The following is a 25,656-nucleotide window of genomic DNA, read 5'->3' as shown; positions in this document are numbered from 1 at the left end:
CAGCAGCATGGAAATGAATGAACCCGCCGGCCGCAACCTGATCGACGAGAATCGCGGCGGCCTGATCGGCAAGCCCATCGACCGCGTCGACGGCCTGCTCAAGGTCACCGGCCAGGCGCCCTACAGCTTCGAATTCCGCAACGATCGCGTGGCCTACGGCTTCATCGTCGGGGCCACCATCGCCAAGGGCCGCATCAGCCGGCTGGACACCTCGGCCGCGGAGGGCGCGCCGGGCGTGCTCAGCGTGCTGACCTATCGCAACGCGCCGCGCCAGGCCGCCCGCGAGCCGGAGAACAGCGGTCGCTTCACCCGGCCCAAGCCCTACCTCGACAGCGACCAGGTGCGCTATTTCGGCGAGCCGGTGGCCTTCGTGGTGGCCGAGACCTTCGAGGAGGCGCGCCTGGCAGCGGCTCTGGTGGAGATCGACTACGCGGCCGAACCGGGCGTCTTCGATCTCGCCGCCAACCTCGGCCAGGCGGTCAAGCCGCCGGATGCCGATCAGCCCACCGATACCGCCTCGGGCGATGTCGACGCCGCCTTTGCCCGGGCGCCGATCAAGCTCGACGAGCGCTATACCACGCCCTACCACATCCATGCGCAGATGGAGCCCCACGCCAGCCTCGCCCAGTGGGACGGCGACCGGGTGACCATCTATTGCTCCACCCAGTTCGTCGAGCAGGCGCAGAGTTGCGTGGCCAATACCCTGCAGCTGCCCAAGGAAAACGTGCGCATCGTGGCGCGCTATATCGGTGGTGGCTTCGGTGGCAAGTTGCCGATCTATGCCGACGCCCTGATCGGCGCCATGGCCGCTCGCGCCATCGGCCGGCCGGTCAAGGTCACCCTTACCCGCCAGCAGATGTTCCAGATCACCGACCATCGCTCGGCCACCATCCAGCGCATCCGCCTGGGCGCCGACCGCGAGGGCCGTATCCAGGCGATGGCCCATGAAGGCTGGTCCCATTCCGCCCGCGGCCTCACCTACTACGAACCCACCGGCCTGTCTTCGCGCACCCTCTATGCTGGCGACGACCGCCTGGTGGCGCACCGCATGGTCGAGCTGGATCTGCCCGAGTCCGGCTCCTGCCGGGCGCCCGGCGAAGCCGTGGGCATGCTCGCCAGCGAAGGCGCCATGGACGAGCTGGCGGTCATGCTCGGTCTCGATCCCATCGAGCTGCGCATCCGCAACGAGCCCAGCCAGGATCCGGAAAAGCACATCCCCTTCTCTTCCCGCAAGTTGGTGGAGTGCATGCAGGACGGCGCCCGCCGCTTTGGCTGGAGCCAGCGCAAGGCCACGCCCGGCCAGGTGCGCGAGGGCGACTGGCTGATCGGCATGGGTATGGCGGCAGCCAGTCGCGCCAACATGCTCAGGCCGTCCCAGGCCGGGGTGCGTCTGGAAGCCGATGGCTCGGCCACGGTCAAGACCTCCATGACCGACATCGGCACCGGGACCTACACCATCCTGGCGCAGATCGCCGGCGAGTCCCTCGGCTTGCCGGTGGAGCGGGTCAAGGTGCTGCTGGGCGACAGCGACGACCCGGCCGGAGCCGGGTCGGGTGGCTCCTTTGGCGCCGCCAGTTCCGGTTCCTCGGTCTATGTCGCCTGCGAGAATCTACGGCTGAAGGCGGCAGAGGCGGCGGGCCTGGATCCGGCCAGTGCCCGCTTCGTCGGTGGTCGGCTGATCGCCGACAACGGCAGTCGCGACCTCGCCGAACTGGCGCGCCAGCACGATCTCCAGGCCATCGGCGAGATCAAGCCGGGCCAGACCCTCAAGGACTATTCCCAGCAGGGCTACGGCGCCTTCTTCGCCGAGGTGGGGGTGCACGCCCTCACCGGCGAGATCCGCCTGCGGCGCATGCTCGGGGTGTTCGCCGCGGGCCGCATCCTCAATGAGAAGACCGCCCATTCGCAGATGCTTGGCGGGATGATCTGGGGGGTGGGCAGCGCCTTGCACGAAGACGGGGTGATCGACGTTCGCCACGGGCATTTCGTCAACCATGACCTGGCCGACTACCACTACCCCTGCCACCTGGACATTCCCGCCATCGAAGCCCATTTCCTGCCGGAAGTGGACGACAAGGCCAATCCGCTGAAGATCAAGGGCGTCGGCGAACTGGGGATCTGCGGCGCCGGGGCCGCGCTCACCAACGCCGTCTACAACGCCTGCGGGGTGCGCATCCGCGATTATCCGCTGACGGTGGACAAGGTGCTGGCCGGGCTGAAGACGGCCTGACGGCGGGCGGCGCGGTTCAGCGCGCCGCCTTGCCCCCGGCCCGTGTCGCCAGCAGCACCCCACCGATGGCGATCACCATGGCCACCCAGGCCAGCGGCGGCAGGGTCTCGCCGAGCAGTAGCCAGGCGCTCAGGGCGGCGCCCGGCGGCACGCAAAAGAACAGCGCACTGACCCGCGCCGCCTCGCCGGCGCGGATCATCCACACCAGCAGGCTGATGGCCAGGAGCGAGTTGGCCAGCACCAGGTAGGCCAGGGCGCCGATGAAGGCCGGCGCCCAGTGCACCGGATTGTGCTCGAACAGCAGCGCCACCGGCGCGCAGCAGACCAGGCCGACGCTGTACTGCACCAGGTTGTTGGTGACCGGATGCTGGGCCACGCCCAGGCGCTTTTCGTAGAGCACGGCGCTGGTCATGCCCAGCAGCGCGCCGACCGCCAGGAAGATGCCCGGGACGGACTCCACGGCGACGCTGGCCCGGGCCAGGATCACCCCGATGGCGCCGAGCAGCCCCAGGGCCAGCCCCAGCCATTGCAGCGGCGTCACCCGCTCACCGACCAGCAGGGGCGCGCCCAGGGCCACCAGGATCGGCTGCAGCGAGGCCACCATGGCCACCACGTTGGCCGAGGCGCCCAGCACCAGGGCGCCATAGCTCATGCCGAAATAGACGCCCTGGATCAGAAAGCCCACCACGGCGAGATTCGCCCATTCCCGCCGCGTTCGTGGCAGCGGGGGACGCAGGACCAGGAAAGCCACCAGCAGCACGCTGAAGGCCAGCGCATAGCGCATCGCCAGCAGGGTGAAGGGCGGCGCATAGGCCAGACCTACCTTGGACACGGCGAAGCCGGCGGACCACAGGGCCAGGAACACCAGGGGAATGAGGCGCAGCAACCAGGGATTCAGCGAGGTGGACGACATCGGATGCTCAGGGCCAGGCGAGTCAGCGGGACGCGACTCGCGAGCGGGAAGGATAGCTGACGATCAGCAGCCCGCTGAGCACCAGGGCCGCGCCGGCGAGAAATCCCGGTCCCGGGGTCTCGCCCAGCAGCCAGACGCCCATCAGCACACCGAACAGCGGCGTCAGCAGGGTCAGCACGCCCAGGGGCGCCGCGCGATAGCGACTGAGCAGTACGAACCAGCCCAGCAGGCTGATGCCGGCGACGATGAACACCTGGAAGGCCAGACTCGACCAGGCCAGGGAATCCAGCCCGGCCAGATCCAGGCGCTTGCCGAGCGGCAGGGCCAGCGCCAGCAGCACCACCCCGGTCACCCCGAGTTGATAGAACAGGGTGCGCAGCGGCGGCGCCTCGGCCAGGGCACTGCGGCGGATCAGCACCGTGGTGGCGCCCCAGGCGGCGCCGCCAGCCAGACCGATCAGATCGCCCAGCCAGCTGGTGCCGCCGCTCGGCTTGCCGATCAGAAAGGCGCAGACCACCCCAGTGGCCGCCAGCAGCATGCCCAGCCACTGCCGCCCCGACAGCCGCTCCCCGGGCACCAGCCAGTGCAGGCCGCAGGCGGCGAACAGCGGCGCCGTGTAGATGAACACCACCATGTGCGCGGCGCTGGTGTATTTCAGGCCGACCGCCATGCAGAGGAATTCCAGGGCGAACAGCGACCCGGCGAGCAGCCCGGGAAGCAGCGTCTGGTCGCGGCCCAGGCAGCGGATGCCGCGCCAGCGCGCCAGGCCATAGAGCAGCCCGGCCGCCAGCAGCGAGCGCCAGCCGATCTGCAGCAGGGGATCCACCTGCTCGGCGATGGCCTTGATCGCCGTCTGCTGCAGGCCCCAGACCAGGCAGAGCACCAGCATGACCAGCACGGCGGGGAGATCCAGCTCCTTGCGCATGAGCGTCGCTCCAGGAAAAAGTGAGCCTGCATGGTGAAGGTGGCTGAACAGGTCAGACAAACGATGTTTAATGGGCGTCAGGCTCAGGAAAACTAAGGCTTGTCTGAGAAGTCGCCGAGCGAAGGTCAGGCAAGGCAAAAATCGGTGAGCAAGCGGAGTTTACGAGTGGTAAATGAGTATTCCGACCGGGCTGGCGATCCAGCCGGTTTTTAACGCAGCATGACCGAGCGCAGGCACTTTTCAGACAAGCCGAGGCTGCCGTGACCACCGCCCTCCCCCTCAACGCCCTGCGCGCCTTTGCCGCCGCCGCGCGACACCAGCACTTCGCCAAGGCCGCGGACGAGCTGCACGTCACCGCGGGCGCCATCAGCCGGCAGATCCGCCTGCTCGAGGAAGAGCTGGGGCAGCCGCTGTTCGAGCGCCTGGCCCAGGGGGTGCGCCTCACCGTCCAGGGGCGCGCCCTGGCGGCGGAGATCGCGCCGCACCTCGACGGCCTGACCCGCGCCGTCGCCCGGGCGCGGGTCAAGAGCAGCGTCCTGACCGTCAGTGCGCCGCCCACCTTTGGCCAGGAATGGCTGCTGCCGCGCCTGGAAGACTTCCAGCGCCAGCATCCGGATATCGAGGTCTTTCTCGATGCCTCCTCCGCCATCGTACCGCTGGGTACCGAGGGCGGTGCCCAGGCGGCGATCCGCTATGGCCGGGGCGACTGGCAGGACGGCGAGACGCGCCTGCTGCTGCGCGAATGGATCTTTCCGGTGTGCAGCCCGACGCTGATCCCGACGCCACTGACAGAACCCGCCGCCTTGCTGGCCTATCCGCTGCTGCATGCCGAATGGCCCGGCGGCTGGCGTTCGGGCCGGCCCAGCAGCCGTTTCAACGCCTGGCAGGACTGGTTCGCCAGCCAGCAGGTACCCCTGGGCGAAAGTCTGCGCGGTCCGCGCTATTCGCTGAGTGGCATGGCCCTGCAACAGGCCGCGGCCGGCAAGGGCGTGGCCCTCGGCGGCTGCGTGCTGGCCCAGCGCCTGCTGGCCAGCGGCGCCCTGGTCCGCCCGCTGCCGGACCGGTTCAACCAGCTGTCGACCCAGGCCTACTTCCTGGTGTTGCCCAAGGGCCCGGTGGACGCGCCGGTACAGCGCTGGATCGACTGGCTGCTGGTGCAGATCCGCCAATTCCGCGAGACCCAGGGCGAGCCGCAGGAGACCGGCGGCGCCTGGTGAGAGCCGCGCTTTTACGGCAGTCTAGGCGGTCCGCCCCTGCAATAGTCAGCCTGCATGAACACCTGTCGCCTGTCCGCCCTGCTCGCCCTGCTGCTCTCGACCGCCGCCCTGGCCGCCGAGCAGCCCCCGGCCGACTGCGATCGCCAGGGCAGCGAGGCGCAGCTGGCGGCCTGCGCCGCCGGGGATCTGGCCCTGGCCGAAGCCCGGCTGGCCGACGTCTACGGCCGCCGCCTGGCCGCGCTCTCCGCTGCGCAACGACCCGCCTTCGAACAGCTGCAGCAGCTCTGGCAAAGCGACCGCGCCCCCCGCTGCGCTGACGCGACGCGCGGATTCCAGGGCGCCATGCAGCAGCTGCAGTATCTGAGTTGTCTGAAGTCGGTGACCCTGCTGCGGCTGGACGATCTGCAACGGCAACTCCCGCGGCGCGACTGACGCTTCGTCGCCACCGCTGCTGTCCGGCGCCGGAACTCACTATCATGGCGCCCCGCTGTTGGAGTTCGAGATGTACGAGCGTTACCTGCCCCTGCTGGTTTCGGCCGGACTGCTGTTTCTGGGGGCTTTGTGGTGGTGGCAGCGCCGGCGCCAGGCCGCCTTTCCCTATCGCCAGGTCGAAGCCCTCTTCACCCCCGCCGAACAGGCCTTTCTCGCGGTGCTCGACGAAGCCGTGGGCGACGACTACCGGGTGTTCGGCAAGGTGCGCATCGCCGATGTGGTCCAGACCCTGCCGCTGCGCGATCGCCGCCGCTATCTGATCGCGCAGAATCGCATCAACTGCAAGCACTTCGACTTCGCCATCTGCCGCCGCGACGACCTCGCCGTGCACGCCGTGGTCGAACTCAACGACAGGTCGCACCTGCAGCGCCATCGCCAGCAGCGCGACCGCTTCGTCCGCGCAGTGTGCGAGGCCGCCCAGTTGCGCCTGGTGGAGATCCCGGCGGCGGCGCGCTATTCCGCCACCGCCGTGCGCGACGCCGTGTTCGGCGGGCGCCGTCCGCGCCAGCGAACCGCAGCGCCCAGCCAGCCCCTGGCGCCGGAATGCCCGGAATGCCAGGCGCCCATGGTCCGCCGCCGCGCGCGCAGCGGTCGCCACCAGGGCCGGGAATTCTGGGCCTGCTCGAACTATCCGGATTGCCGCGGCCTGCTCGACATCGACGACTGACCAAGGGGCCCTTGCCATGCGCTATCCCACCACCCCGGACGGACGCTACTTCGTGGTCAGGGGCCGACTCTGGCGCTGCACCGACCCCAGCCTGCCCGCCGACCGCCGCGACCTGCTGACCCATGAACTGATGGATGCCCGCCGTCAGGTGGGCGTGGCCAAGCGTCAGGGTGACGAAGCCGCCCTGCGCAGCGCACGCGCCGCGGTGGACGCCGCCAAGCACGCCCTGGGCGAGCGCGGACCGGTCTGGTGGACCGATGGCGCGCCCGACTACAACCGGCGGATGGCCAGGAACACCCCCTATGCCGACTGGTACCGGCAGCTGGATGCCAAGGCTTCCTGACCCGCGCAGCGCGGCGTAAGGTGAACGGCCGACTCCTCTTGCGAGCACCGCTCTTGCGTATCCGTCCCGCCTTCGTCACCGATCTCGCCGCCGTCTGCCGGCTGGCCGAGCAACTCGCCGAGCAGCATCACCGGCAGGCCCCGGCGACCTTCGCCGAGCCCTCCGGCGGCTGGCGCGACCAGGACTACTGGGCCGCCCAGCTGGAGCCGGAAGACGGGGTGCTGTTTGTCGCCGAGGCCGGTGACGAAATGGTCGGCTTCGTTACCGCGCGCCTGTCCGACACCCGCTCGATTTCCTTTCTGCAGCCGCTGATCCTCTGCCGGATCGGCACCCTGGTAGTGTCGGCCTGCCACCGACGGCTGGGCGTGGGTGCCCGGCTGCTGGACGCAGTGGAAGCCTGGGCGCGGGACAACGACGTCGACGAATTGCGCCTGGAGGTCATGGAATTCAACGAGGACGCCCAGGCCTTCTACGCCCGTCAGGATTTCCGGGGGCAGTCGCGGATATTGGCCAAGGCGTTGCGGTAAGACCTGCTGCACCGCGATCGCGGTTATGACGGTCCGCGGAGCTGATGGATGCCAGAAGATGGATTATTCGTTGTCGGAGCAAAACCTTATCGCGGCCATGGGCCGCTCCTACAGAAGCGTCAAGCCCGGTAGGAGCGGCCCATGGCCGCGATAAGCAAAGTCATACCGTTCTGGCTGCATCGACGGACCGCCGTGGTCACGATCGACCCAAGCCAAAGCCCTATACACTCTCCCGACTCACCAACTCGAATCCCAGGTCCACGCAGGTCGGTTGGCTGCGGCCGTCGAGCAGCCCCAGCAGGAGGGTCGCGGCCTGGCGCCCTACCGCGGCGCGGGGGGTCTGGATGGAGGTCAGCCGGGGGACCGTGTGCGCCGAGCCGGGCAGGTCGTTGAAGCCCAGCACCGAGATCCGTTCGGGGATGGCGATGCCCAGCCGCTGCGCCTCGAACAGCGCGCCCTGAGCCAGGTCGTCGTTGCAGAAGAACAGGCCGTCGACATCCGGGCGGCGGGCCAGCAGCTCGCGAAACTGTCGGGCGCCCAGCCCCACGGACGACGGCTGCGGATCCAGTACATCCAGACTCGGGTCATAGCAGCCCGCCTCGCGCAGCACCTCGCGGAAGCCCTCCCCTCGGGCCAGTGCCCGCGGGTCGAGCTGGGCGGCCACATAGCCCAGGCGCTTGCGTCCGGCCGCCAGCAGATGCCGCGCCGCGGCGGCCCCGGCGGCGCGCTGAGAAAAGCCGACGCTGGGCACCGTCCCCGCCGGATCCAGCTCCATCATGTGCACCCGCGGCACCCCGCTGGCCGCCAGCAGCTGGCGCGCGGCGTCGGTGCGGTCGAAGCCGGTCAGCAGCAGTCCCCGGGGCTGATAGGCCAGGTAGTTGCGGATCAGCTTTTCCTCTTCCTCGGGATCGTAGTGGTAGTTGCCGATCAGCACCTCCAGGCCACGGGGACGCAGGACCTCGTGGATGGCCTCGAGGGGCTCGATGAACAGGTGGTTGGACAGCGAGGGCACCAGCACCACCACCGAATGCCCCTGGGCCGAGGCCAGGGCACGAGCGGCCGGATTGGTGACATAGCCAAGGCGCGCGGCGGCCTCCTGCACGCGGGTGACCAGCTCCGGTGCCACGCTGGCGACACCTCGCAGGGCACGCGAGGCCGTGATGGGGGAAACACCGGCCTGCAGCGCCACCTCGGTGAGGGTGGGCCGACCGGAACTACGAGAACCCGTTCGATTCATTGTTATGGTTTCAGGCTTGTCAGAGACGGAGAACGCGCCTAAGGTAGCGCTGTCTCAGCAGACACTACAAGCCTGACGTGGCCTTCCGCACCGCGTCGGCATTCGGCCTAACAAGATCGACAAGAACTGGAAGCCGCTGCCTTTTTCGCTTTTCGGGGTAGCGCTGTCTCCAGACCGGAGGTGACGATGAACACTCCCATTCCCGCGCTGGTGGTCATGGGCGTCGCAGGCTGCGGCAAGAGCAGCGTCGGCGCGGCCATCGCCGAGCAGGACGGTGGCCGCCTGATCGAAGGCGACGCCTTCCACCCCGCCGCCAACATCGCCAAGATGAGCGCCGGCATCCCCCTCGACGACGGGGATCGCGCCGGCTGGCTGACCCGCCTCGGTGAAGAACTGGCCGCTGCCGTGGCCGCGGGCGAACGCCCGGTACTCACCTGTTCCGCACTCAAGCGCCGCTATCGCGACCAGCTGCGCCAGGCCGTGCCCGGTCTCGGCTTCGTCTTTCTCGAACTGACCCGCGAGACCGCCGCCCAGCGCGTGGCCAATCGCCCGGGGCACTTCATGCCCGCCAGCCTGATCGACAGCCAGTTCGCCACCCTCGAAGCACCCCACGGTGAACCGGCTACGCTGGTAGTGGACGCTCGCGATACCCTGCCCGCCATCGGCACCCAGGTGTCGGCCTGGTGGAACACCTCGATTCGCCTGGCCCAGCCGGCCTGACGAGACAGCGCTACCCAATCCAACCACCCGCAACGCCCACAACAACAATAGGAGAGGCGCCATGTTCGGCATGGACCACAACAGCTTCCTTCTGCTCGACGCCGCGGTCACCATCGTCGGCCTGGTGCTCCTGATCACCAAGTTCAAGGTCCATCCCTTCATCGCCCTGACCATCGCCTCGGGCTTTCTCGGCCTGACCTCCGGCATGCCGGTGGAAAAGGTCATGAAATCTTTCCAGGACGGCTTCGGCGGCGTGCTCGGCTTCGTCGGCATCCTGCTCGGCCTCGGCACCATGCTCGGCAAGCTGATGGCCGATTCCGGCGGCGCCGACCAGATCGCCCAGACGCTGATCCGCGCTTTCGGCATCAAACGCGTGCACTGGGCGATGATGTTCGCCGCCTTCCTGGTGGGCATCCCGCTGTTCTTTGAGATCGGCTTCGTGCTGCTGGCGCCCCTGGTGTTCATCGTCGCCCGCCGTACCGGGTTGTCGCTGGTCAAGCTGGGCATCCCGCTGCTGGCCGGCCTGTCCGCCGTGCACGGCCTGGTGCCGCCGCACCCGGGTCCGCTGCTGGCGGTCGGGGTGTTCGGTGCCGACATCGGCAAGACCATCTTCTATGGTCTGATCGTCGGCCTGCCCACCGCCATGATCGCCGGTCCCATCTTTGGCGCCTGGATCTCCAAGCGCATCCCCGGTTCGGCCAATCCCGAGCTGGTCGCCCAGATCGCCCAGGAGACCGACAACCGCAACCTGCCGGGCTTCGGCATCACCGTCTTCACCGTGCTGCTGCCGGTGATCCTGATGCTGCTCAAGGCCTTCGCCGACATCTTCTTTGCCGCCGACAACCATTTCCGCATCTGGATGGACTTCATCGGCCACCCCATCACCGCCCTGCTCGCCGCCCTGCTGCTGAGCTTCTACAGCTTCGGCACCGCCTGCGGCTTCTCCCGCGAGAAGATCGTCAAGCTGCTCGACCAGAGCCTGGCGCCGGTGGCGGCCATCGTGCTGATCGTCGGCGCCGGCGGTGGCTTCAAGCAGATGCTGGTGGCCAGCGGCGTGGGTGAGGTGATCGGCAATCTGGCGGTGCAGACGCAGATCTCGCCGATCCTGCTGACCTGGCTGGTGGCGGCGGTGATCCGCGTGGCCACCGGTTCCGCCACCGTGGCGACCATCACCGGCGCCGGCATCGTCGCCCCCGTGGTGGCGCTGATCCCCGGGGTGAACAAGGAGTTGCTGGTGCTGGCCGCCGGCGCCGGTTCGGTGATCCTCTCCCACGTCAACGACGCCGGCTTCTGGCTGGTGAAGCAGTACTTCAACATGACCGTGGCCGAGACCTTCAAGACCTGGTCGATGATGGAAACCATCCTCTCGGTGGTGGCCCTGGCCTTCATCATGCTGCTGTCGCTGTTCGTCTGATCCGCTAGACCGGGACGGCCCCTGGCCGTCCCGCCTCCACCACGAAGCTCGCCCGGGTGCCGCGCCTGGCATCCGGGCGCGTTCGGTCACTGATGGTGCGCAGATCCACCTGCAGCCGCTCCCGCGTCAGCTCCAAGGCCAGATAGCCACGCTCCCGGCTGTCGAAGAAACGCACCTGGGGATTCTCCGGCAACAGCGCCTGGAAGCGTCGGTAATCCGGTCCGTCCGAGGTGATGGAAGTGCCGACGAACTCGCTCGCCACCACCGGGCTCCGCTCGTCCTCCGGATCGCGGTGCAGATCCGTCACCCAGAAGGAATGGATGTCCCCGCCCAGGGTCACCGGATTGGCGAGGCGACTCGCGGCCATGGCCGCCAGCAGGCGCTCGCGGGTGGCCGGATAGCCGTCCCAGCCATCGGTCCAGCGCGCCGGATCGCCATCCGGCAGGCGCTGCCGCAGGGGTGCCAGCAGCAGGTCCTGGGCAATGAGGTTCCACTGCGTACCGTTATGGCGAAAGCCGTCCAGCAGCCAATCCTCCTGCGCCCGCCCCAACATGCTGCGCGTGGTATCACGCAGGCCCGGGCAATCCGGCGCGACCAGATGGCCACCGCGGGTCCTGGTCGTCGCGCAGGCCGGTTCGCTGCGGTATTGCCGGCCATCGAGCAGATGGATCTCCGCCAGGTCGCCAAAGCGCCACCGGTCATAGAGGCGCAGCGCGCTGCCCTGGGTGCGCCAGGCGCGCAGCGGGGCGTGTTCGCGAAAAGCCTGGTAGGCCGCCTGCCGTCGCGCGGCGAAGGCGGCCAGACTGACCCGGGGATCCGCCGACCAGGGACCGGAATAGTCGTTCTGCACCTCGTGGTCGTCCCAGGTCAGCAGGCTGGTGACATTGGCATGCAGGTACTGCAGATCGGGATCGGTGCGGTACAGGGCATGGCGCCGCCGATAGCTGGCCAGGTCGCGGGCCTCCGGCAGGCCGTGGCGGCGGACCGCTGGCAGCAGCAGCGGCACATTGGATTCATAGATGTAGTCGCCAAGGAACAGCGCCAGGTCCGGCTGCTCCTCGGCCATGTGCCGATAGGCACTGAAGAAGCCCTTCTCATAGTGGGAGCAGGAGGCAGCCACCAGCTTGAGTCGCTGCGGCGCGCTGGCCGGCGGCGGCAGCGTGAGGGCGCGACCGATGCGACTCTGATGCCCCAGGGCGGTGAAGCGGTACCAATAGGGTCGCCCCGGCAGCAGACCCACCAGGGTGATGGACACGCTGAAGGCCGCCCGGGGCTGCGCCAGGACCGTACCGCTCTGCACCACCTGGCGCAGCCCCGGATCCAGGGCGACTTCCCATTGCACCTCGACCGGGGCATGCAGACCGCCCAGGCCATCCTCGGCCAGGGGATCCGGCGCCAGGCGGGTCCAGATGACGAAGCCATCGGCAGCGGGATCGCCACTGGCGACGCCCAGGGTGAAGGGATCCGGTTGCGGTTCACGCGCGCTGCACCCGGCGAACCAGGGCGCGCTCAGACCCAGACCGAGCAGACCCAGCGCTTGACGTCGAGAGGGATTCATCCAGGCCTCCACGAAAAGAGGCCAGGGTGACTCAGGCAAATGACAGCGCTATGTCGCCCGGCTCAGGCCAGCGGCAATTCTTCCAGGATCATCACCTGGGGCGCCTCGGTGAGCAGGCCGTCGAGATCGCTCAGCAGCTGCTTGAAGTGCGCGGTCTCCTCGTGCTCGGCCAGGGCCTCGCGGCTGGCCCAGCGCTCGATGAAGACATAGCGACCCTCGTGGCTCGGATCGCGGTGCGGAGTGTAGAAATGGCAGGCGGCCTCGGCGCGGGAAGGGGCGACGATGGCGCGTAGGGCGTTCTCGACGGCTGCGGCCTGGCCGGGCTTGGCCTGCAGGATGGCGACGACGCGAATTTCACTGGTCATGCAAAAAACTCCGAAAAGGGTGCCTCAGCATGCCGCCTGGACACCCCGAATACCACCGGGGTCGAGAATCGGCCCCGGCCATGGTGGATCACTGCTTGGCTTTGACGATCTTGTCGATCACCGCATTGCTGCGCTTGATCAGCACATAGTCGGAGCCGATCTTGACCCATTGGCTGTCTTCGCCCGGCTGCTCCAGGCCGTGCTTCTTGAAGTCCTTGATCACGTACTCGTCGCGGATGTACTTGCGCGGCGCCCGGCCACCCTCTTCGAGTTCAAAGGTAGGATGATCAGGGTCATGAGTGACGGCATCATCGCTCTGATTGGCATCCTTCTTGTTGACCTTGTTCTGGTACTGCGAGCTGGTGGGCTCCGAAGCCGCCTTGTCGGCAGCGGGCTTGACCGGGGTCATGGCCTCGGGCGCGGCCTGGGCCTGCAGGGCGCCGGTCAGGACGACGGTACCCAGGGCCAGAGAGAGCAGCGATTGCTTGATCATGGGGGTGTTTCTCCTCTGCATTCGAGGTTTTGACCCCGGGGTCAGCGGAAAAGCTCCACGAATACCTACGGCTACGCCTTTGGCCTTACTGGCATTCGTCCCGGTCTGCCTTTACCAGGGTCAGCACCGGGGGCAACTGGCGTGAGCGCTGGGTGGAAAAGGCGTCCAGCGAGCAACTCAGACGATAGGACTGCTGGCTGAGGAGTGAGGCCTCCTGACGCAGGGTCAGGAAGTTGAGGAAATAGCGCTGATGCTGGCGCTTGGCCTGGCTACCCCGTTCGAGCAGCCGCCGGGCTTCCGCCATGGCCATGATGTGGCTATCGATCACGTCCTTCATGCAACGGCTTCCTCATGGCGATGACGATTAGCGAACCTGTCTCCTCTGGACTTTAGCAGCCTGTTCGAGAGACGGTGGCAAATCCTTTGACTTTTTATCGGCAAGCCAGGGCTGGCGCGCCTTGCAGCACCTCAGGCAGAGTAGCCCACCCCTTGGCCTGAGGCGCTGCCCCATGGAACGCTGGAAGATTCTCGCCGGCCTGGTGAGCTTTACCTTTTTCATGGAAAACCTCGACGCCACCGTGATCGCCACGGCCCTGCCGCCGATGGCGGCGTCTTTCGGCCGTGATCCGGTGGACCTAAACCTGGGCATCAGCGCCTATCTGCTGGCCATTGCCGTAGGCATCCCGGTCAGCGGCTGGATCGCCGAGCGCTTCGGTCCACGACCGGTCTTTACCCTGGCTATTGGCGTCTTCACCCTGGCCTCGCTGCTGTGCGGGATGGCCCTCTCCCTCGAGCAATTCATCGCCGCGCGCATCCTCCAGGGGCTCGGCGGCGCGCTGATGGTCCCGGTCGGGCGGCTGGTGGTGCTGCAGGTCACCGAAAAGCACGAACTGGTGCGCGCCATCGCCCTCATCACCTGGCCGGGCCTGGTGGCCCCCGTGCTGGGCCCGCCCCTGGGCGGCCTGATCACCACCTATGCCGACTGGCGCTGGATCTTCTATCTCAATCTGCCGCTGGGATCGATCGCCCTGCTGCTGGCCTGGCGCCTGGTGCCCGCCGACCTGCCGACCCAGCGCCATCCGCTGGACTGGCGCGGCTTCCTGTTGCTGGGCGGGGCCTGCGTCGCCTTCATGTGGGGCGTCGAACGGCTCGGCCAGAACCACGGCAGCCTGGGCAGCAACCTGGCCTGGATGGGGATAGGGCTGATCCTCGGCACCAAGGCGGTGCGTCACATGACGAAGATCGAACGTCCGCTGATCGATTTTGGCACACTGCGGATTCCCACCTACCGCGCCGCCATCCTCGGTGGCGGCCTGTTCCGCGTCACCATCGCCACCGCACCCTTCCTGCTCCCCCTGATGTTCCAGCTGGCCTTTGGCCTGGACGCCTTCCAGGCCGGCCTGCTGCTCCTGGCGCTGTTCGCTGGCAACCTGGCGGCCAAGCCCTTCACCACCGCCGCCATGCGCCGCTTCGGCCTGCGCGCCATCCTGACCATGAACGGCGTGCTCAGCGCGCTCAGCCTGCTGGCATGTGGCCTGCTCACCCCGGACTGGCCGCTGCCGCTGATCGTGCTGCTGCTGTTCGCCAGCGGCGTGTCCCGCTCGCTGCAATTCACCGCCAGCAATGCCCTGGCCTTCGCCGACATTCCGAAACCCCAGCTGAGCCATGCGTCCACCCTGTTCAGCACCAATTTCCAGCTGGCCATGGGCTTGGGCGTGGCCATCGCCGCCCTGCTGCTGCGCGCCTCGATGGAGTGGCACGGCCACCTCGATCCGCAGTTGTCGGACTTCCGGCTAGCCTTTTGCATAGTGGCCGTGCTCGGCATCCTGAGCACCCTGGATGCCTTCCGCCTGGCCCGCAACGCAGGCGATTCGGTCAGCGGCCACACCGCGAAAAGCTGACCGACCGGACAGTGCTCGACCCGATGCCGATTTGGGGGTAAGTCTTAGTGCCTTACCCGTGTTAACCGACCTGTTATGATGCGCGCCGTTTTTTCCGATCAGACCGGCGCGCACGAGGCATCCCATGCTGGAAAGACTCTTCCAACTCAAGGCCCACAACACCTCTGTCCGCACCGAACTGCTGGCTGGGGTGACCACCTTCCTGGCCATGGCCTACATCCTGTTCGTCAACCCGAGCATCCTCGGCGCGACCGGCATGGACAAGGGCGCGATCTTCGTCGCCACCTGCCTGGCCGCCGCCATCGGCTCGGCGCTCATGGGACTCATCGCCAACTACCCCATCGCCCTCGCCCCCGGCATGGGCCTCAACGCCTTCTTCACCTACACCGTGGTCCTGCACCTGGGCCATACCTGGCAGGTGGCCCTGGGCGCGGTGTTCCTCTCGGCGCTGATGTTCTTCCTGCTGTCGATCTTTCGCATCCGCGAATGGATCATCAACAGCATCCCGCTCCCGCTGCGCTCGGGTATCGCCGCCGGCATCGGCCTGTTCCTGGCGCTGATCGCCCTGCAGACCGCCGGCATCGTGGTGGGTAATCCGGCGACCCTGGTGGGCCTGGGCGACCTGTCCAAACCCGGTCCGCTGCTGGCCATCCTCGGCTTCTTCCTGATCGTCGTGCTCGAGGCGCGCAAGGTCACCGGCGCGGTGCTGATCGGCATCCTGGTGGTCACCGTGATCGCCATCGCCCTGGGCGTCAGCACCTTCGGCGGCCTGGTCTCCATGCCGCCGTCGCTGGCACCGACCTTCCTGCAGCTGGACATCCGGGGGGCCCTGGACGTCGGCCTGATCAGCGTCATCTTCGCCTTCCTGTTCGTCGACCTGTTCGACAACTCCGGCACCCTGATCGGCGTGGCCAAGCGCGCCGGCCTGATGGGCAAGGACGGCCATCTGCCGAAGATGGGCCGCGCCCTGATCGCCGACAGCTCCGCCGCCATGTTCGGCTCGCTGCTGGGCACCTCCACCACCACCAGCTACATCGAATCGGCCGCGGGCGTTTCCGCCGGGGGTCGTACCGGCCTCACCGCCGTGGTGGTCGCGGTGCTGTTCCTGCTGGCGCTGTTCTTCGCTCCCCTGGCCGGTAGCGTGCCGGCCTTCGCCACCGCCCCGGCGCTGTTCTTCATCGCCGTGCTGATGACCTCGGGCCTGGCCGAGATCGAGTGGGACGACCTGACCACCGCCGCCCCGGTGCTGGTCACCGCCCTGGCCATGCCGCTGACCTATTCCATCGCCAACGGCATCGCCTTCGGCTTCATCACTTGGACGGTCATCAAGCTGCTGTCCGGCCGTACCCGCGAGCTGAATTCGGCGCTGATCGTGCTGTCGATCCTGTTCGTCATCAAGCTGGGCTGGTTCAACGCCTGACCCTTCACCCTCGGGGCCCTGGTCCCGAGGGTTTCCCCGCCTTATCGTCTCTCCGGATCTACCATGTCCCAGCCTTCCTTCGCCCCCGCCGACTACCAGACCCAACTCGATGCCAAGGCCGGTCGCCTGCGCGACCTGCTGGCGCCCTTCCAGGCGCCCGAGCCGGAGGTCTTCGCCTCGCCGCTGCAGCACTACCGGCTGCGCGCCGAATTCCGCCTGTGGCGGGAGAACGAAGAGCGCCACTACGCGATGTTCGCCCCGGGCGACAAGCACACGCCGATCCTCATCGAGGACTTCCCCATCGCCAGCCAGCGCATCAACGACCTGATGCCCCGGCTCAAGGCCGGCTGGCAGGCGGACGTGGCGCTGTCGTTCAAGCTGTTCCAGGTGGAATTCCTCACCACCCTGAGCGGCGATGCGCTGATCACCCTGGCCTACCACCGCCCGCTGGACGCCGCCTGGCAGGCCGCCGCCGAGCGCCTGGCCGCCGACCTCGGTGTCAGTCTGATCGGTCGCTCCCGCGGTCAGCGCCTGGTGATCGGGCGTGACCATGTGCTCGAAGAACTGGAGGTGGCCGGGAAGACCTATAGCTATCTGCAACCCGAGGGCGGCTTCACCCAGCCCAATGGCACCGTCAACCAGAAGATGCTGACCTGGGCCCATACCGCCCTGGGCGAGCGCGAGGACGATCTGCTGGAGCTCTATTGCGGCAACGGCAACTTCACCCTGCCGCTGGCCAGCCGGGTCCGCAAGGTGCTGGCCACCGAGGTGAGCAAGACCTCGGTCAACGCCGCCCTGCACAACCTGGCCAGCAATGGCGTGGACAACGTCAGCCTGGTGCGGCTCTCCGCCGAGGAACTGACCCAGGCGCTCAACGAGGTCCGCCCCTTCCGGCGCCTGGCCGGCGTGGATCTCAAGAGCTACGACTTCGGCACCGTCTTCGTCGATCCGCCGCGCGCCGGCATGGATCCGGACACCTGCGAGCTGACCCGCCGCTTCGAGCGCATCCTCTACATCTCCTGCAACCCGGAGACCCTGGCCGAGAACATCGCCCAGCTGCAGGACACCCACCGCATCACCCGCTGCGCCCTGTTCGACCAGTTCCCCTGGACGCACCACATGGAGAGTGGGGTGTTGCTGGAGCGGCGTTGAGCATCGAGCCAGCCCGCGTGGAAAAGGCTACGCCGTTTTCCACCCTACGCCGGGGCTGAGCGCCTTTCTCCCTTGGGAAGAGGGTTGGGGTGAGGGAAGCCAACAAGCCAAGCCACCCTTGTTGGGCTTCGCTGCGCTCAACCCAACCTACACGAGCCCGAGGTGGCGCCCCCTTGCCCTGCGGGAGAGGACTGGGGTGAGGGAAGCCACCGAGCCGTAGATTGGGTTGAGACAGCTCCACCGTCGAAACCCAACAGGCCAAGCCACCCTTGTTGGGCTTCGCTGCGCTCAACCCAGCCTACAAGAGCCCGAGGTGGCGCCCCCTCTCCCTCCGGGAGACGGCTGGGGTGAGGGAAGCCGTACCGTAGGTGGGTTGAGACAGCTCCACCGTCGAAGCCCAACAAGCCAAGCCATCCCTGTTGGGCTTCGCTGCGCTCAACCCAACCTACACGAGCCCGAGGTGGCGCCCCCTCTCCCTCCGGGAGAGGGCTGGGGTGAGGGAGGCCCTACTCGTGAAACTCCGCCACCGTCTCGCGTCGGCCATAGAGGAAGGCGTCGGCCACATGGCGTAGCGGGGCCACGTCGACGTCGGAGCGGTTCTGCGCCACCAGCTCGGCGAAGCGCGCATAGAGACCGGCGTATTCCTGGTCCGGGCCCTGGTGGCTCAGTTGGCCGTCCAGGTACAGCTCGCTGCCGCCCTTGCTCAGGGTCAGGCGACCCGCATCGGTGTCGACGTGGATGTCCCAGGTCTGGGGCCCGGTCTGCAGGAAGTCGAAGTCGGCGGCGATGGGCACCCCGGCGCTGTCGACGAAGGCCAGTTGCGCCGCCACCGGGGTCTGGCAGTTGCCGGGCACCTGCAGCGTCGCCTCCTTGAGAAAGAACGGCCGCGGCAGGATGGCGGTGACAATGGACAGGGCATTGATGCCCGGATCGAAGACGCCCATGCCGCCCGGTTCCCAGATCCAGGCCTGACCCGGATGCCAGACGCGCACGTCTTCCTTCCACTCGATCCGGACCGCCTGGATGCGCTTGCCTTCCAGCCACGCGCGCGCCGGCTGCACGCCCTGAGCATGGCGGGAATGCCAGGTGGCGAACAGCGAAAGACCGGCCGCCTCGGCCTGGCGCGCCAGGGCGTCCACCTCGCTCAGGGTCGCCCCCGGCGGTTTCTCCAGCATCACGTGCTTGCCCGCCGCCAGGGCCTCGCGGGCCTGTTCGTAGCGCACCGCCGCGGGCGCGCAAAGCGACACGGCGTCGATCGCCGGACCGTCTTCGAGCAGCGCGCTCAGGCTGGGATAGTGGGCGACGCCGTCGAGCTGGGCATTGCGGCTGGCCACGGCGACCAGCTCGTATTCGGGATTGGCGGCGAGCGCCGGCAGGTGCTGGTCACGGGCGATCTTGCCCAAACCGACGATGGCTATTCTTATCATGATCGTCCTCGGTAGACGGTAGGAAACCGCCGCCTAGGATCGGGTAATCATCACACCAAAGCAACAGCTTCGCGGTCGGTCTGCAGGCTCTCGCGCAACTCCAGCCAACTGCGCAGATTGGCCCCCTCGCGGCCCTTGCGCCACATCAGCCAGGTGGTGGCCCGGGCGAAGCGTGCCTGGATTTCGTGACGCTGCACCCGCTCGCGACCGGGCAGGCTGTCGAGCATGGATTCCGGCATCAGCGCCACTCCGCCGGTGATCACGCAGGCCAGCATGCTGTGGTAGGACTCGATCTCCATCACCGGTCCGCTGGGCACCCCGGCGGCGGCGTACCAGGTGTCCAGGTAGCGACGATAGGAGCAGCCGGCGCGAAAACCGAACACCGGGCGCCCCGCCACGTCGGCGGGCGAACGCACCGGACCGAGTTCCAGTCCGGTGATCAGCACCAGGCGCTCCTCGAACCAGGGCTGGCCTTCCAGCGCCGCGTCGGGCGCCGGGCCGTCCACCAGGGCGGCGTCCAGGCGACCGGCCAGCAGGCCCTCGACCAGTTCGCCACTGGGGCCGCTGTGCACCTGCAGATTCACCTTGGGATAGCGCTGGTGATAGCGCGCCAGCAGCCCCGGCAGGTGGATGGCCGCGGTGCTGAACATGGAGCCCAGCACGAAGGTACCGGCCGGCTCGCCGCCCTGCACCGCGCTGCGCGCCTCGTCGGCCAGGGCGAACAGGCGATGGGCGTAGTCCAGCAGCCGGTGGCCGGCGGCGGTCAGGTGCAGCCGCTGGCGTTCGCGCAGGAACAGCTCCACCCCCAATTTGTCTTCCAGCTGGCGCAGGCGCGTGGAGAGATTGGACGGCACCCGGTTGAGCCGCTCGGCGGCCTTCACCAGGGATCCCTCCTCGGCCACCGCCTGGAAGATGCGTAGCTCTGCGAATTCCAAGGATCACCACCTTTCTCTTTAGCTGAACATCTACTTCTTTATTATTCGTTTTTATTGATTAACTTCAAGGCCTAGGCTGTACCCATCCGCTCGCTACTGGAGTCTTGCGATGACCGCCACCACCCGCCTGCTGGCCTGCCTGCTCGCCCTGGCCACCGCCATGGGCATCGGCCGCTTCGCCCTCACCCCCGCCCTGCCGCACCTGATCGCCGAAGGCCAGATCGACCTCACCGGCGCCAGCCTGCTGGCCGCGGCCAACTACCTGGGCTATCTGCTGGGCGCCCTGGATGCGCTCTTCGCCCGCCGGACCCATGCGCGGCTGGTCGGCGGCCTCTGGCTCTGCGCCGGCCTGACCCTGGCGTCGCTGCTGGCCGATGGCCTGGCCGCCCAGGCGCTGCTGCGCTTCGGCACCGGCCTGGCCAGCGCCTGGGTGCTGGTGATGGTGACCGGTCTCAGCCAGCCCCTGGCCGCCGAAGCCGGCCGGCCGCGCCTGGGCGCCCTGGTCTTTACCGGTCCCGGGGTGGGCATCCTCATCAGCGGGTTGATGGCCCTGGTCAGCAATCGCCTGGGCGGTGGCTCCAATCAGCTGTGGCTGAGCTACGGCCTGCTCGCCAGCGTGGCGACCCTGGCGCTGCTGCCCCTGCTGCCACGGCGCGGTCCGGCCACCCCGCTACCCACCGCCGCAGCGCCGGCCAAGCGTTCCCCGGCCTTCAACCGCCTGATCCTGGCCTATGGCCTGGTGGGCGTCGGCTACATCCTGCCGGCGACCTTTCTTTCGCAGATGGCCGCCAGCCGCTTCCATGGCCAGTGGCAGGCCGACCTCTTCTGGCCCGGCTACGGCCTGGCCGCGGCCCTGGGCGTGGTGCTGGTCAGCCTGAGACGCCCGGGCACCGATACCCGGCGCTGGCTGATCGTGACCCTCTGGCTGCAGGCCGCGGGCGTACTGCTCTGCCTCCTGCCGGGCAGCCTGGCGCTGTTCCTCGGCGTGCTGCTCTGCGGCGGTCCCTTCCTCGCCTGCATGCAGCTGGTGATGCAATACGGTCGCGAGCTGGCACCGGCCACGCCGCAACGCAACGCCGGGGTGCTCACCGCCAGCTTCGCCAGCGGCCAGTTGCTCGGTCCGCTGCTCGGCGCGGCCAGCAGTCATTTCGCCGGCGACCTGCAACCGGCCCTGGTGATCGCCGCGCTGGGCCTGCTGTTCGCCGGTCTGCAACTGCGCCGCGCCCGGGCGTCGCTACAGCGCTGCATCGCCTGAATCGTTTCCGCTGCGGCCATTCGTCACAGAAGTAAAACTGGGTGGTTCCTTGTTTTGAAATGTTTCGCCGTTCCTGAGTACAGTGATCGCCGCGCCTCATAGAGGAGGCGCCTCAGGCGCTCGCCATCCACCCTACAAGGAATACAACACTCATGATGAAGGCCTCCGATCTGGTCGTTCGCTGCTTGGAGAACGAGGGTGTGGAATACATCTTCGGCATTCCCGGCGAAGAGAACCTGGACCTGCTGGAATCCCTGCGTCGCTCTTCGCAGATCAAGCTGATCCTGACTCGCCACGAGCAGTCCGCCGGCTTCATGGCCGCCACCTACGGCCGCTTCACCGGCAAGACCGGTGTCTGCCTTTCCACCCTCGGTCCAGGTGCCACCAACCTGGTCACCGCCGGCGCCTACGCCTACCTGGGCGGCATGCCGATGCTGATGCTGACCGGCCAGAAGCCGATCAAGAAATCCAAGCAGGGGCGTTTCCAGATTCTCGACGTGTGCCGCATGATGGCGCCGCTCACCAAGTACACCCACCAGTTCGCCTCCGCCGACAACATCCCGTCGCGCATCCGCGAGGCCTTCCGCCTCGCCGAGGAAGAAAAGCCCGGCTCCGTGCACCTGGAATTGCCGGAAGACATCGCCGACGAGCACACCGAGAGCCTGCCGGTCCCGCCGAGCCTGAGCCGTCGTCCGGTCGCCGAAGCCAAGGCCATCGCCGCCGCCGTCTCCAAGCTGGAAAACGCCCGCAGCCCGGTGCTGGTGCTGGGCGCCGGCACCAACCGCAAGATGACCGCGCGCGTCCTGCGCCAGCTGATCGAGAAGACCGGCATCCCCTTCGTCACCACCCAGCTCGGCAAGGGCGTGGTCGACGAGCGCCATCCGCGCTTCCTGGGCAACGCCGCCCTCTCCGCCGGTGACTTCGTGCACCGTGCGCTGGAGTCCGCCGACCTCATCGTCAACATCGGCCACGACGTGATCGAGAAGCCGCCGTTCTTCATGACCCGCGGCGGTACCGAGGTCATCCACATCAACTTCCGCTCCGCCGAAGTCGATCCGGTGTACTTCCCCCAGGTCGAGGTGGTCGGCGACATCGCCAACGCCATCTGGGAGATCAAGGAGCGCATCGAGGTCCAGCCCACCTGGGACTTCGACCGCCTCCTGACCATCCGCGAAGCCAACGAGGCCCATGTAGCCGAAGGCGCCACCGACGACCGCTTCCCGGTCTATCCGCAGCGCCTGGTGGCCGATCTGCGCCACGTGCTGCCGTCCGACGGCATCGTCGCCCTGGACAACGGCATCTACAAGATCTGGTTCGCCCGCAACTACAAGGCCTACATGCCCAACACGGTGCTGCTGGACAACGCCCTGGCCACCATGGGCGCCGGTCTGCCGTCGGCCATGGCCGCGCGCCTGGTGCACCCCAACACCCCCATCGTGGCGGTGTGCGGTGACGGCGGCTTCATGATGAACAGCCAGGAGCTGGAAACGGCGGTGCGCCTGAAGATGAACCTGGTGGTCATCATCCTGCGCGACGACGGCTACGGCATGATCCGCTGGAAGCAGGCGCAGATGGGCTTCGAGGACTTCGGCCTGGACTACGGCAACCCGGACTTCGTCCGCTACGCCGAAAGCTACGGCGCCCACGGCCATCGCGTGGAAAGCGCGGCGGCCTTCGCGCCGCTGGTGCAGCACTGCCTGGACACCCCCGGCGTCCACGTCATCGACTGCCCGGTGGACTACTCCGAGAACGACCGCATCCTGCACCAGGACATCAAGGAGCGCAGCGCGGCGGTCTGATCGCTTAGCCCCGGCGATCCCTACGACGCCCCGGCCTCCAGGTCGGGGCGTTTTTCATGGCGCCCGAAGCAGCCAGTTAGTCCTTTCCGCCATCCAAGCTGGCGCCATATCGTCAAACTAATAGGCAGAAAAAGCCTGAAAAAACAAACAGATACGATGTGGGACCACACAAAACCCTGCCGGCTATCCGGGTAATCACACAGCCTATCGTCCGGACTCGAATATCGCGGCGATTCGAGTTCTATTAAGCAACCCTTAAGCACCGCGGTGGATGAGTTCTAGCCGTCCTGACGAGCGCCCTGCCCTCGCCGAGGTCGCGGGTCGGGACCCGACGGCAGATGGCTCGGTACCCGCAAAGAGTCCTTGGGGTCAATCCGTGGTTACCCGCACAAGCTGCCAAGCGCCCCCTTCGCGCCGCCGGCTTCTGCCGGCCGGCTGACGAATCGACAGAGGCTGCCGTAACCGCGAAGCACGAGGCGCGAGGTCCCCGGACCCGCACCTTCCAACGCTCCGCTATCCAGGTAGTCCACATGCAGCAAGTTGGCTGGAATCCACTAAGCAATATAAGCGTCAGGGCCAAGCTGGGCCTTGGCTTCGCCCTGCTCATCGGCATGATCCTGCTGGTGGCCTACACCGGCTGGTCGGCCACCGATACCCTGCGCGATCGCAGCGAGCGCATGAACGATATCGCCGGCTACAGCACCCTGGCCCGCGACATGCGCATCGAGCGACTGGTGTATTTCACCAAGGCCGATGACGCCCAGGCGGCCAAGTGGCTCGCCGCCCTGGACAAGACAGAAGGCCAGTTGCAGGCCATCGTCCCGCACTTCAACTCCCCGGCGAACAAGGCCCTGCTCGACGAGGCCGGGGCCGCGCTCAAACGCTATCGCGACTTCTACAACCAGACGATCACCGCCACCCGCGAGCGGGAATCCATCCGCAAGATCGCCAGCAATGCGGCAGAGGCGGCCAATGCCCAGCTGCTGGCACTGGCCGAAGAGGCGAATGGCGAGACCGGCCGCCAGGCCGATCGCCAGCAGCTGGCGGCGCTGTTCATCGGTGTGCAGCGGATGAGGGTCGATTTCCGTGGCTACGCCAGCTTACCCGGGAAGGACACTGAGCAGACGGCACGCACCTCCGTCAATGCCACCCTCACCCAGGCCAAGGCGCTCGGCACCACGGCCTTGCCGACCGAGACCGTGCAAAAGCTGGTCGGTGAAATCACCGCCTACGGGCAGCGTCTCGACCAGCTGGTGGCGGCGCAGGCGCAGGTGGACCAGGCGCAGGGTGGCATCACCACCACCATCACCACCCTGCTCGGCATCGCCGACAAGCTCACCGCCATCCAGCAGGAATTCCGCGCGGCCGACGTGGCCGGCGCCCGTCAGCTGCTGTTGATCTGGCTGGCCGTCGCCATCGCCCTGGGCCTGACCTGTGCCTGGCTGATCACCCGCTCCATCGTCAAGCCCTTGCAGGACACCGTGACCCTGGCCAAGCAGGTTGCCAACGGTGACTTCACCCATCAGCAGCAGGTCACTCGCAAGGATGAACTGGGCGCCCTGCAGACCAGCATGCAAGGCATGACCGGCAACCTGCGGCGCCTGATCGGCGAGGTGCGCGACGGGGTGGTTCAGGTGGCCAGTGCCGCCGAGCAGCTGTCGGCGGTCACCGAGCAGACCAGTGCTGGAGTGCAATCGCAAAAGGTCGAGACCGACCAGATCGCCACCGCCATGCAGGAAATGACCGCCACCACCCACGAGGTGGCGCGCAACGCCGGGAATGCCGCCAAGTCCGCACTGGAAGCGAGTCGGCAGGCCCAGCAAGGGGAGCAGTCGGTGAGCAAGGCGGTCGACCAGATCGAGGTGCTGGCCCGGGAAATGGAATCGACCAAGGCCGCCATGGCCACCCTGCGCGGCCATGCCGACAGCATCGGCGGCGTGCTCGACGTGATCAAAGCCGTTTCCGAACAGACCAACCTGCTGGCGCTCAATGCCGCCATCGAAGCCGCCCGCGCCGGCGAGGCGGGGCGCGGCTTCGCGGTGGTCGCCGACGAGGTCCGCGGCCTGGCCCAGCGCACCCGCTCCTCGACGGACGAGATCGCCCAGCTCATCACCGGCCTGCACCAGAGCACCGACCGCATGGCGACGGTGCTCGACCACAACGTGCAGCTGACCGACAGCAGCGTCGGCCTGTCGCGCGAGGCGGGCGAGATGCTCAAGCGCATCACCCAGTCGGTCAAGGACATCGAATCGATGAACGAACAGATCGCCTGCGCCGCCGAGCAGCAGAGTTCGGCCGGCGAGGAGATCAGCCGCAATGTCACCAACGTCCGCGACATCTCCGACCAGACCGCGGCCGCCAGCGAGGAGACGGCTTCCTCGAGCATGGAGCTGGCCCGCATCGGCGTGCGCCTGCAGGAGATGACGGCGCGCTTCAAGGTGTAGGTCTGGCGCCGGGGCTTCCCTCACCCCGACCCTCTCCCCCAGGGAGAGGGGGCGCACCCGGTGTGGCTGTGGCCCGCGCTGGGTGGAAAACGGCGCAGCCTCTTCCACGCGGACGAACCGCTGCGATAGCGGCTTCGCTGTAAACCAACCTGCAGATCCCTCACCCCGACCCTCTCCCCCAGGGAGAGGGGGCACACCCGGTGCGTCCCGCGTAGGGTGGAA

The 25,656-nt window shown here is 67.6% G+C and carries 23 protein-coding genes; 14 read left to right on the top strand and 9 right to left on the bottom strand.

Going from position 1 to position 25,656, the window contains the following annotated elements:
• Window positions 1-7: 7 nt before the first annotated feature.
• Window positions 8-2,230 carry a xanthine dehydrogenase family protein molybdopterin-binding subunit gene (locus DBY63_RS04145; RefSeq protein WP_108581325.1) on the top strand — a complete coding sequence of 741 codons (2,223 nt, stop codon included), beginning with the start codon at window positions 8-10 and terminating at the stop codon, window positions 2,228-2,230.
• Window positions 2,231-2,246: 16 nt separating this feature from the next.
• Here DBY63_RS04145 and DBY63_RS04140 read toward each other — a convergent pair whose 3' ends face one another.
• Window positions 2,247-3,143: a DMT family transporter gene (locus DBY63_RS04140; RefSeq protein WP_027597000.1), complete on the bottom strand. Its 897-nt coding sequence runs from the start codon at window positions 3,141-3,143 to the stop codon at window positions 2,247-2,249.
• Between the two features lie 22 nt (window positions 3,144-3,165).
• Entirely contained in the window at window positions 3,166-4,068 is a 903-nt protein-coding gene (locus DBY63_RS04135; protein ID WP_027597001.1) for a DMT family transporter, read from the bottom strand.
• A gap of 260 nt (window positions 4,069-4,328) precedes the next feature.
• Here DBY63_RS04135 and DBY63_RS04130 point away from each other — a divergent pair, with 260 nt between their 5' ends.
• The 5 genes from DBY63_RS04130 to DBY63_RS04110 all read left to right on the top strand — a co-directional run bounded on the left by DBY63_RS04130 (window position 4,329) and on the right by DBY63_RS04110 (window position 7,314).
• A complete protein-coding gene (locus tag DBY63_RS04130; protein WP_027602639.1) occupies window positions 4,329-5,285 on the top strand; it encodes a LysR substrate-binding domain-containing protein in 957 nt (318 codons plus the stop codon).
• A gap of 54 nt (window positions 5,286-5,339) precedes the next feature.
• Window positions 5,340-5,717, top strand: a complete 378-nt coding sequence (locus tag DBY63_RS04125) for a lysozyme inhibitor LprI family protein (protein WP_027602638.1) — start codon at window positions 5,340-5,342, stop codon at window positions 5,715-5,717.
• A gap of 70 nt (window positions 5,718-5,787) precedes the next feature.
• Window positions 5,788-6,444: a DUF2726 domain-containing protein gene (locus DBY63_RS04120; protein ID WP_027602637.1), complete on the top strand. Its 657-nt coding sequence runs from the start codon at window positions 5,788-5,790 to the stop codon at window positions 6,442-6,444.
• 16 nt (window positions 6,445-6,460) lie between these two features.
• Window positions 6,461-6,787 carry a hypothetical protein gene (locus DBY63_RS04115; protein ID WP_108581324.1) on the top strand — a complete coding sequence of 109 codons (327 nt, stop codon included), beginning with the start codon at window positions 6,461-6,463 and terminating at the stop codon, window positions 6,785-6,787.
• Window positions 6,694-7,314, top strand: coding sequence for a GNAT family N-acetyltransferase (locus tag DBY63_RS04110; protein WP_327170493.1), 621 nt, complete (start codon window positions 6,694-6,696; stop codon window positions 7,312-7,314). The genes DBY63_RS04115 and DBY63_RS04110 overlap by 94 nt, the downstream gene beginning before the upstream one ends.
• Before the next feature lie 220 nt (window positions 7,315-7,534).
• Here the strand turns inward: DBY63_RS04110 and DBY63_RS04105 are convergent, their stop codons facing one another.
• Complete coding sequence (locus tag DBY63_RS04105; protein WP_108581323.1) at window positions 7,535-8,551, bottom strand: LacI family DNA-binding transcriptional regulator; 1,017 nt, start codon at window positions 8,549-8,551, stop codon at window positions 7,535-7,537.
• Window positions 8,552-8,737: 186 nt separating this feature from the next.
• On the opposite strand from DBY63_RS04105, the gene DBY63_RS04100 reads away from it, so the two are divergent.
• Together DBY63_RS04100 and DBY63_RS04095 are read left to right on the top strand one after the other, a co-directional pair.
• Window positions 8,738-9,271: a gluconokinase gene (locus DBY63_RS04100; RefSeq protein WP_108581322.1), complete on the top strand. Its 534-nt coding sequence runs from the start codon at window positions 8,738-8,740 to the stop codon at window positions 9,269-9,271.
• Between the two features lie 61 nt (window positions 9,272-9,332).
• Window positions 9,333-10,685: a GntP family permease gene (locus tag DBY63_RS04095; protein ID WP_007159329.1), complete on the top strand. Its 1,353-nt coding sequence runs from the start codon at window positions 9,333-9,335 to the stop codon at window positions 10,683-10,685.
• 4 nt (window positions 10,686-10,689) lie between these two features.
• Here DBY63_RS04095 and DBY63_RS04090 read toward each other — a convergent pair whose 3' ends face one another.
• The 4 genes from DBY63_RS04090 to DBY63_RS04075 form a co-directional block, all read right to left on the bottom strand.
• Window positions 10,690-12,243, bottom strand: a complete 1,554-nt coding sequence (locus tag DBY63_RS04090; RefSeq protein WP_108581321.1) for an alkaline phosphatase D family protein — start codon at window positions 12,241-12,243, stop codon at window positions 10,690-10,692.
• A gap of 62 nt (window positions 12,244-12,305) precedes the next feature.
• Window positions 12,306-12,608, bottom strand: a complete 303-nt coding sequence (locus DBY63_RS04085) for a putative quinol monooxygenase (protein ID WP_027602631.1) — start codon at window positions 12,606-12,608, stop codon at window positions 12,306-12,308.
• An 88-nt stretch (window positions 12,609-12,696) separates the two neighbouring features.
• The gene (locus tag DBY63_RS04080; RefSeq protein ID WP_027597011.1) at window positions 12,697-13,101 is read right to left on the bottom strand and encodes an RcnB family protein; all 405 of its coding nucleotides are present in this window, start codon (window positions 13,099-13,101) and stop codon (window positions 12,697-12,699) included.
• Between the two features lie 85 nt (window positions 13,102-13,186).
• On the bottom strand, window positions 13,187-13,438 hold the full coding sequence (locus DBY63_RS04075) for a hypothetical protein (protein WP_027597012.1): 252 nt from the start codon (window positions 13,436-13,438) through the stop codon (window positions 13,187-13,189).
• Window positions 13,439-13,610: 172 nt separating this feature from the next.
• Between DBY63_RS04075 and DBY63_RS04070 the strand changes: the two genes are divergently transcribed.
• The 3 genes from DBY63_RS04070 to trmA all read left to right on the top strand — a co-directional run bounded on the left by DBY63_RS04070 (window position 13,611) and on the right by trmA (window position 17,574).
• Complete coding sequence (locus DBY63_RS04070) at window positions 13,611-15,002, top strand: MFS transporter (RefSeq protein ID WP_108581320.1); 1,392 nt, start codon at window positions 13,611-13,613, stop codon at window positions 15,000-15,002.
• A 124-nt stretch (window positions 15,003-15,126) separates the two neighbouring features.
• The gene (locus tag DBY63_RS04065) at window positions 15,127-16,422 is read left to right on the top strand and encodes an NCS2 family permease (protein WP_108581319.1); all 1,296 of its coding nucleotides are present in this window, start codon (window positions 15,127-15,129) and stop codon (window positions 16,420-16,422) included.
• A gap of 63 nt (window positions 16,423-16,485) precedes the next feature.
• Window positions 16,486-17,574, top strand: coding sequence for a tRNA (uridine(54)-C5)-methyltransferase TrmA (gene trmA, locus DBY63_RS04060; RefSeq protein WP_027602629.1), 1,089 nt, complete (start codon window positions 16,486-16,488; stop codon window positions 17,572-17,574).
• Window positions 17,575-18,080: 506 nt separating this feature from the next.
• On the opposite strand, the gene DBY63_RS04055 is transcribed toward trmA, so the two are convergent.
• Complete coding sequence (locus DBY63_RS04055; protein WP_108581318.1) at window positions 18,081-19,001, bottom strand: Gfo/Idh/MocA family oxidoreductase; 921 nt, start codon at window positions 18,999-19,001, stop codon at window positions 18,081-18,083.
• Between the two features lie 50 nt (window positions 19,002-19,051).
• On the bottom strand, window positions 19,052-19,936 hold the full coding sequence (locus DBY63_RS04050) for a LysR family transcriptional regulator (RefSeq protein WP_027602627.1): 885 nt from the start codon (window positions 19,934-19,936) through the stop codon (window positions 19,052-19,054).
• Between the two features lie 109 nt (window positions 19,937-20,045).
• Here DBY63_RS04050 and DBY63_RS04045 point away from each other — a divergent pair, with 109 nt between their 5' ends.
• The 3 genes from DBY63_RS04045 (at window position 20,046) to DBY63_RS04035 (ending at window position 25,434) form a co-directional block, all read left to right on the top strand.
• Window positions 20,046-21,191: a YbfB/YjiJ family MFS transporter gene (locus tag DBY63_RS04045; RefSeq protein ID WP_108581317.1), complete on the top strand. Its 1,146-nt coding sequence runs from the start codon at window positions 20,046-20,048 to the stop codon at window positions 21,189-21,191.
• Window positions 21,192-21,343: 152 nt separating this feature from the next.
• The gene (locus DBY63_RS04040) at window positions 21,344-22,990 is read left to right on the top strand and encodes an acetolactate synthase large subunit (protein WP_027597019.1); all 1,647 of its coding nucleotides are present in this window, start codon (window positions 21,344-21,346) and stop codon (window positions 22,988-22,990) included.
• 530 nt (window positions 22,991-23,520) lie between these two features.
• The gene (locus DBY63_RS04035) at window positions 23,521-25,434 is read left to right on the top strand and encodes a methyl-accepting chemotaxis protein (protein WP_077171903.1); all 1,914 of its coding nucleotides are present in this window, start codon (window positions 23,521-23,523) and stop codon (window positions 25,432-25,434) included.
• Window positions 25,435-25,656: the final 222 nt, after the last annotated feature.

This window comes from Pseudomonas sp. RIT411 (assembly GCF_003057735.2).
Lineage (GTDB): Bacteria > Pseudomonadota > Gammaproteobacteria > Pseudomonadales > Pseudomonadaceae > Chryseomonas > Chryseomonas oryzihabitans.
This window is presented reverse-complemented; position numbering and strand designations above follow the sequence as displayed.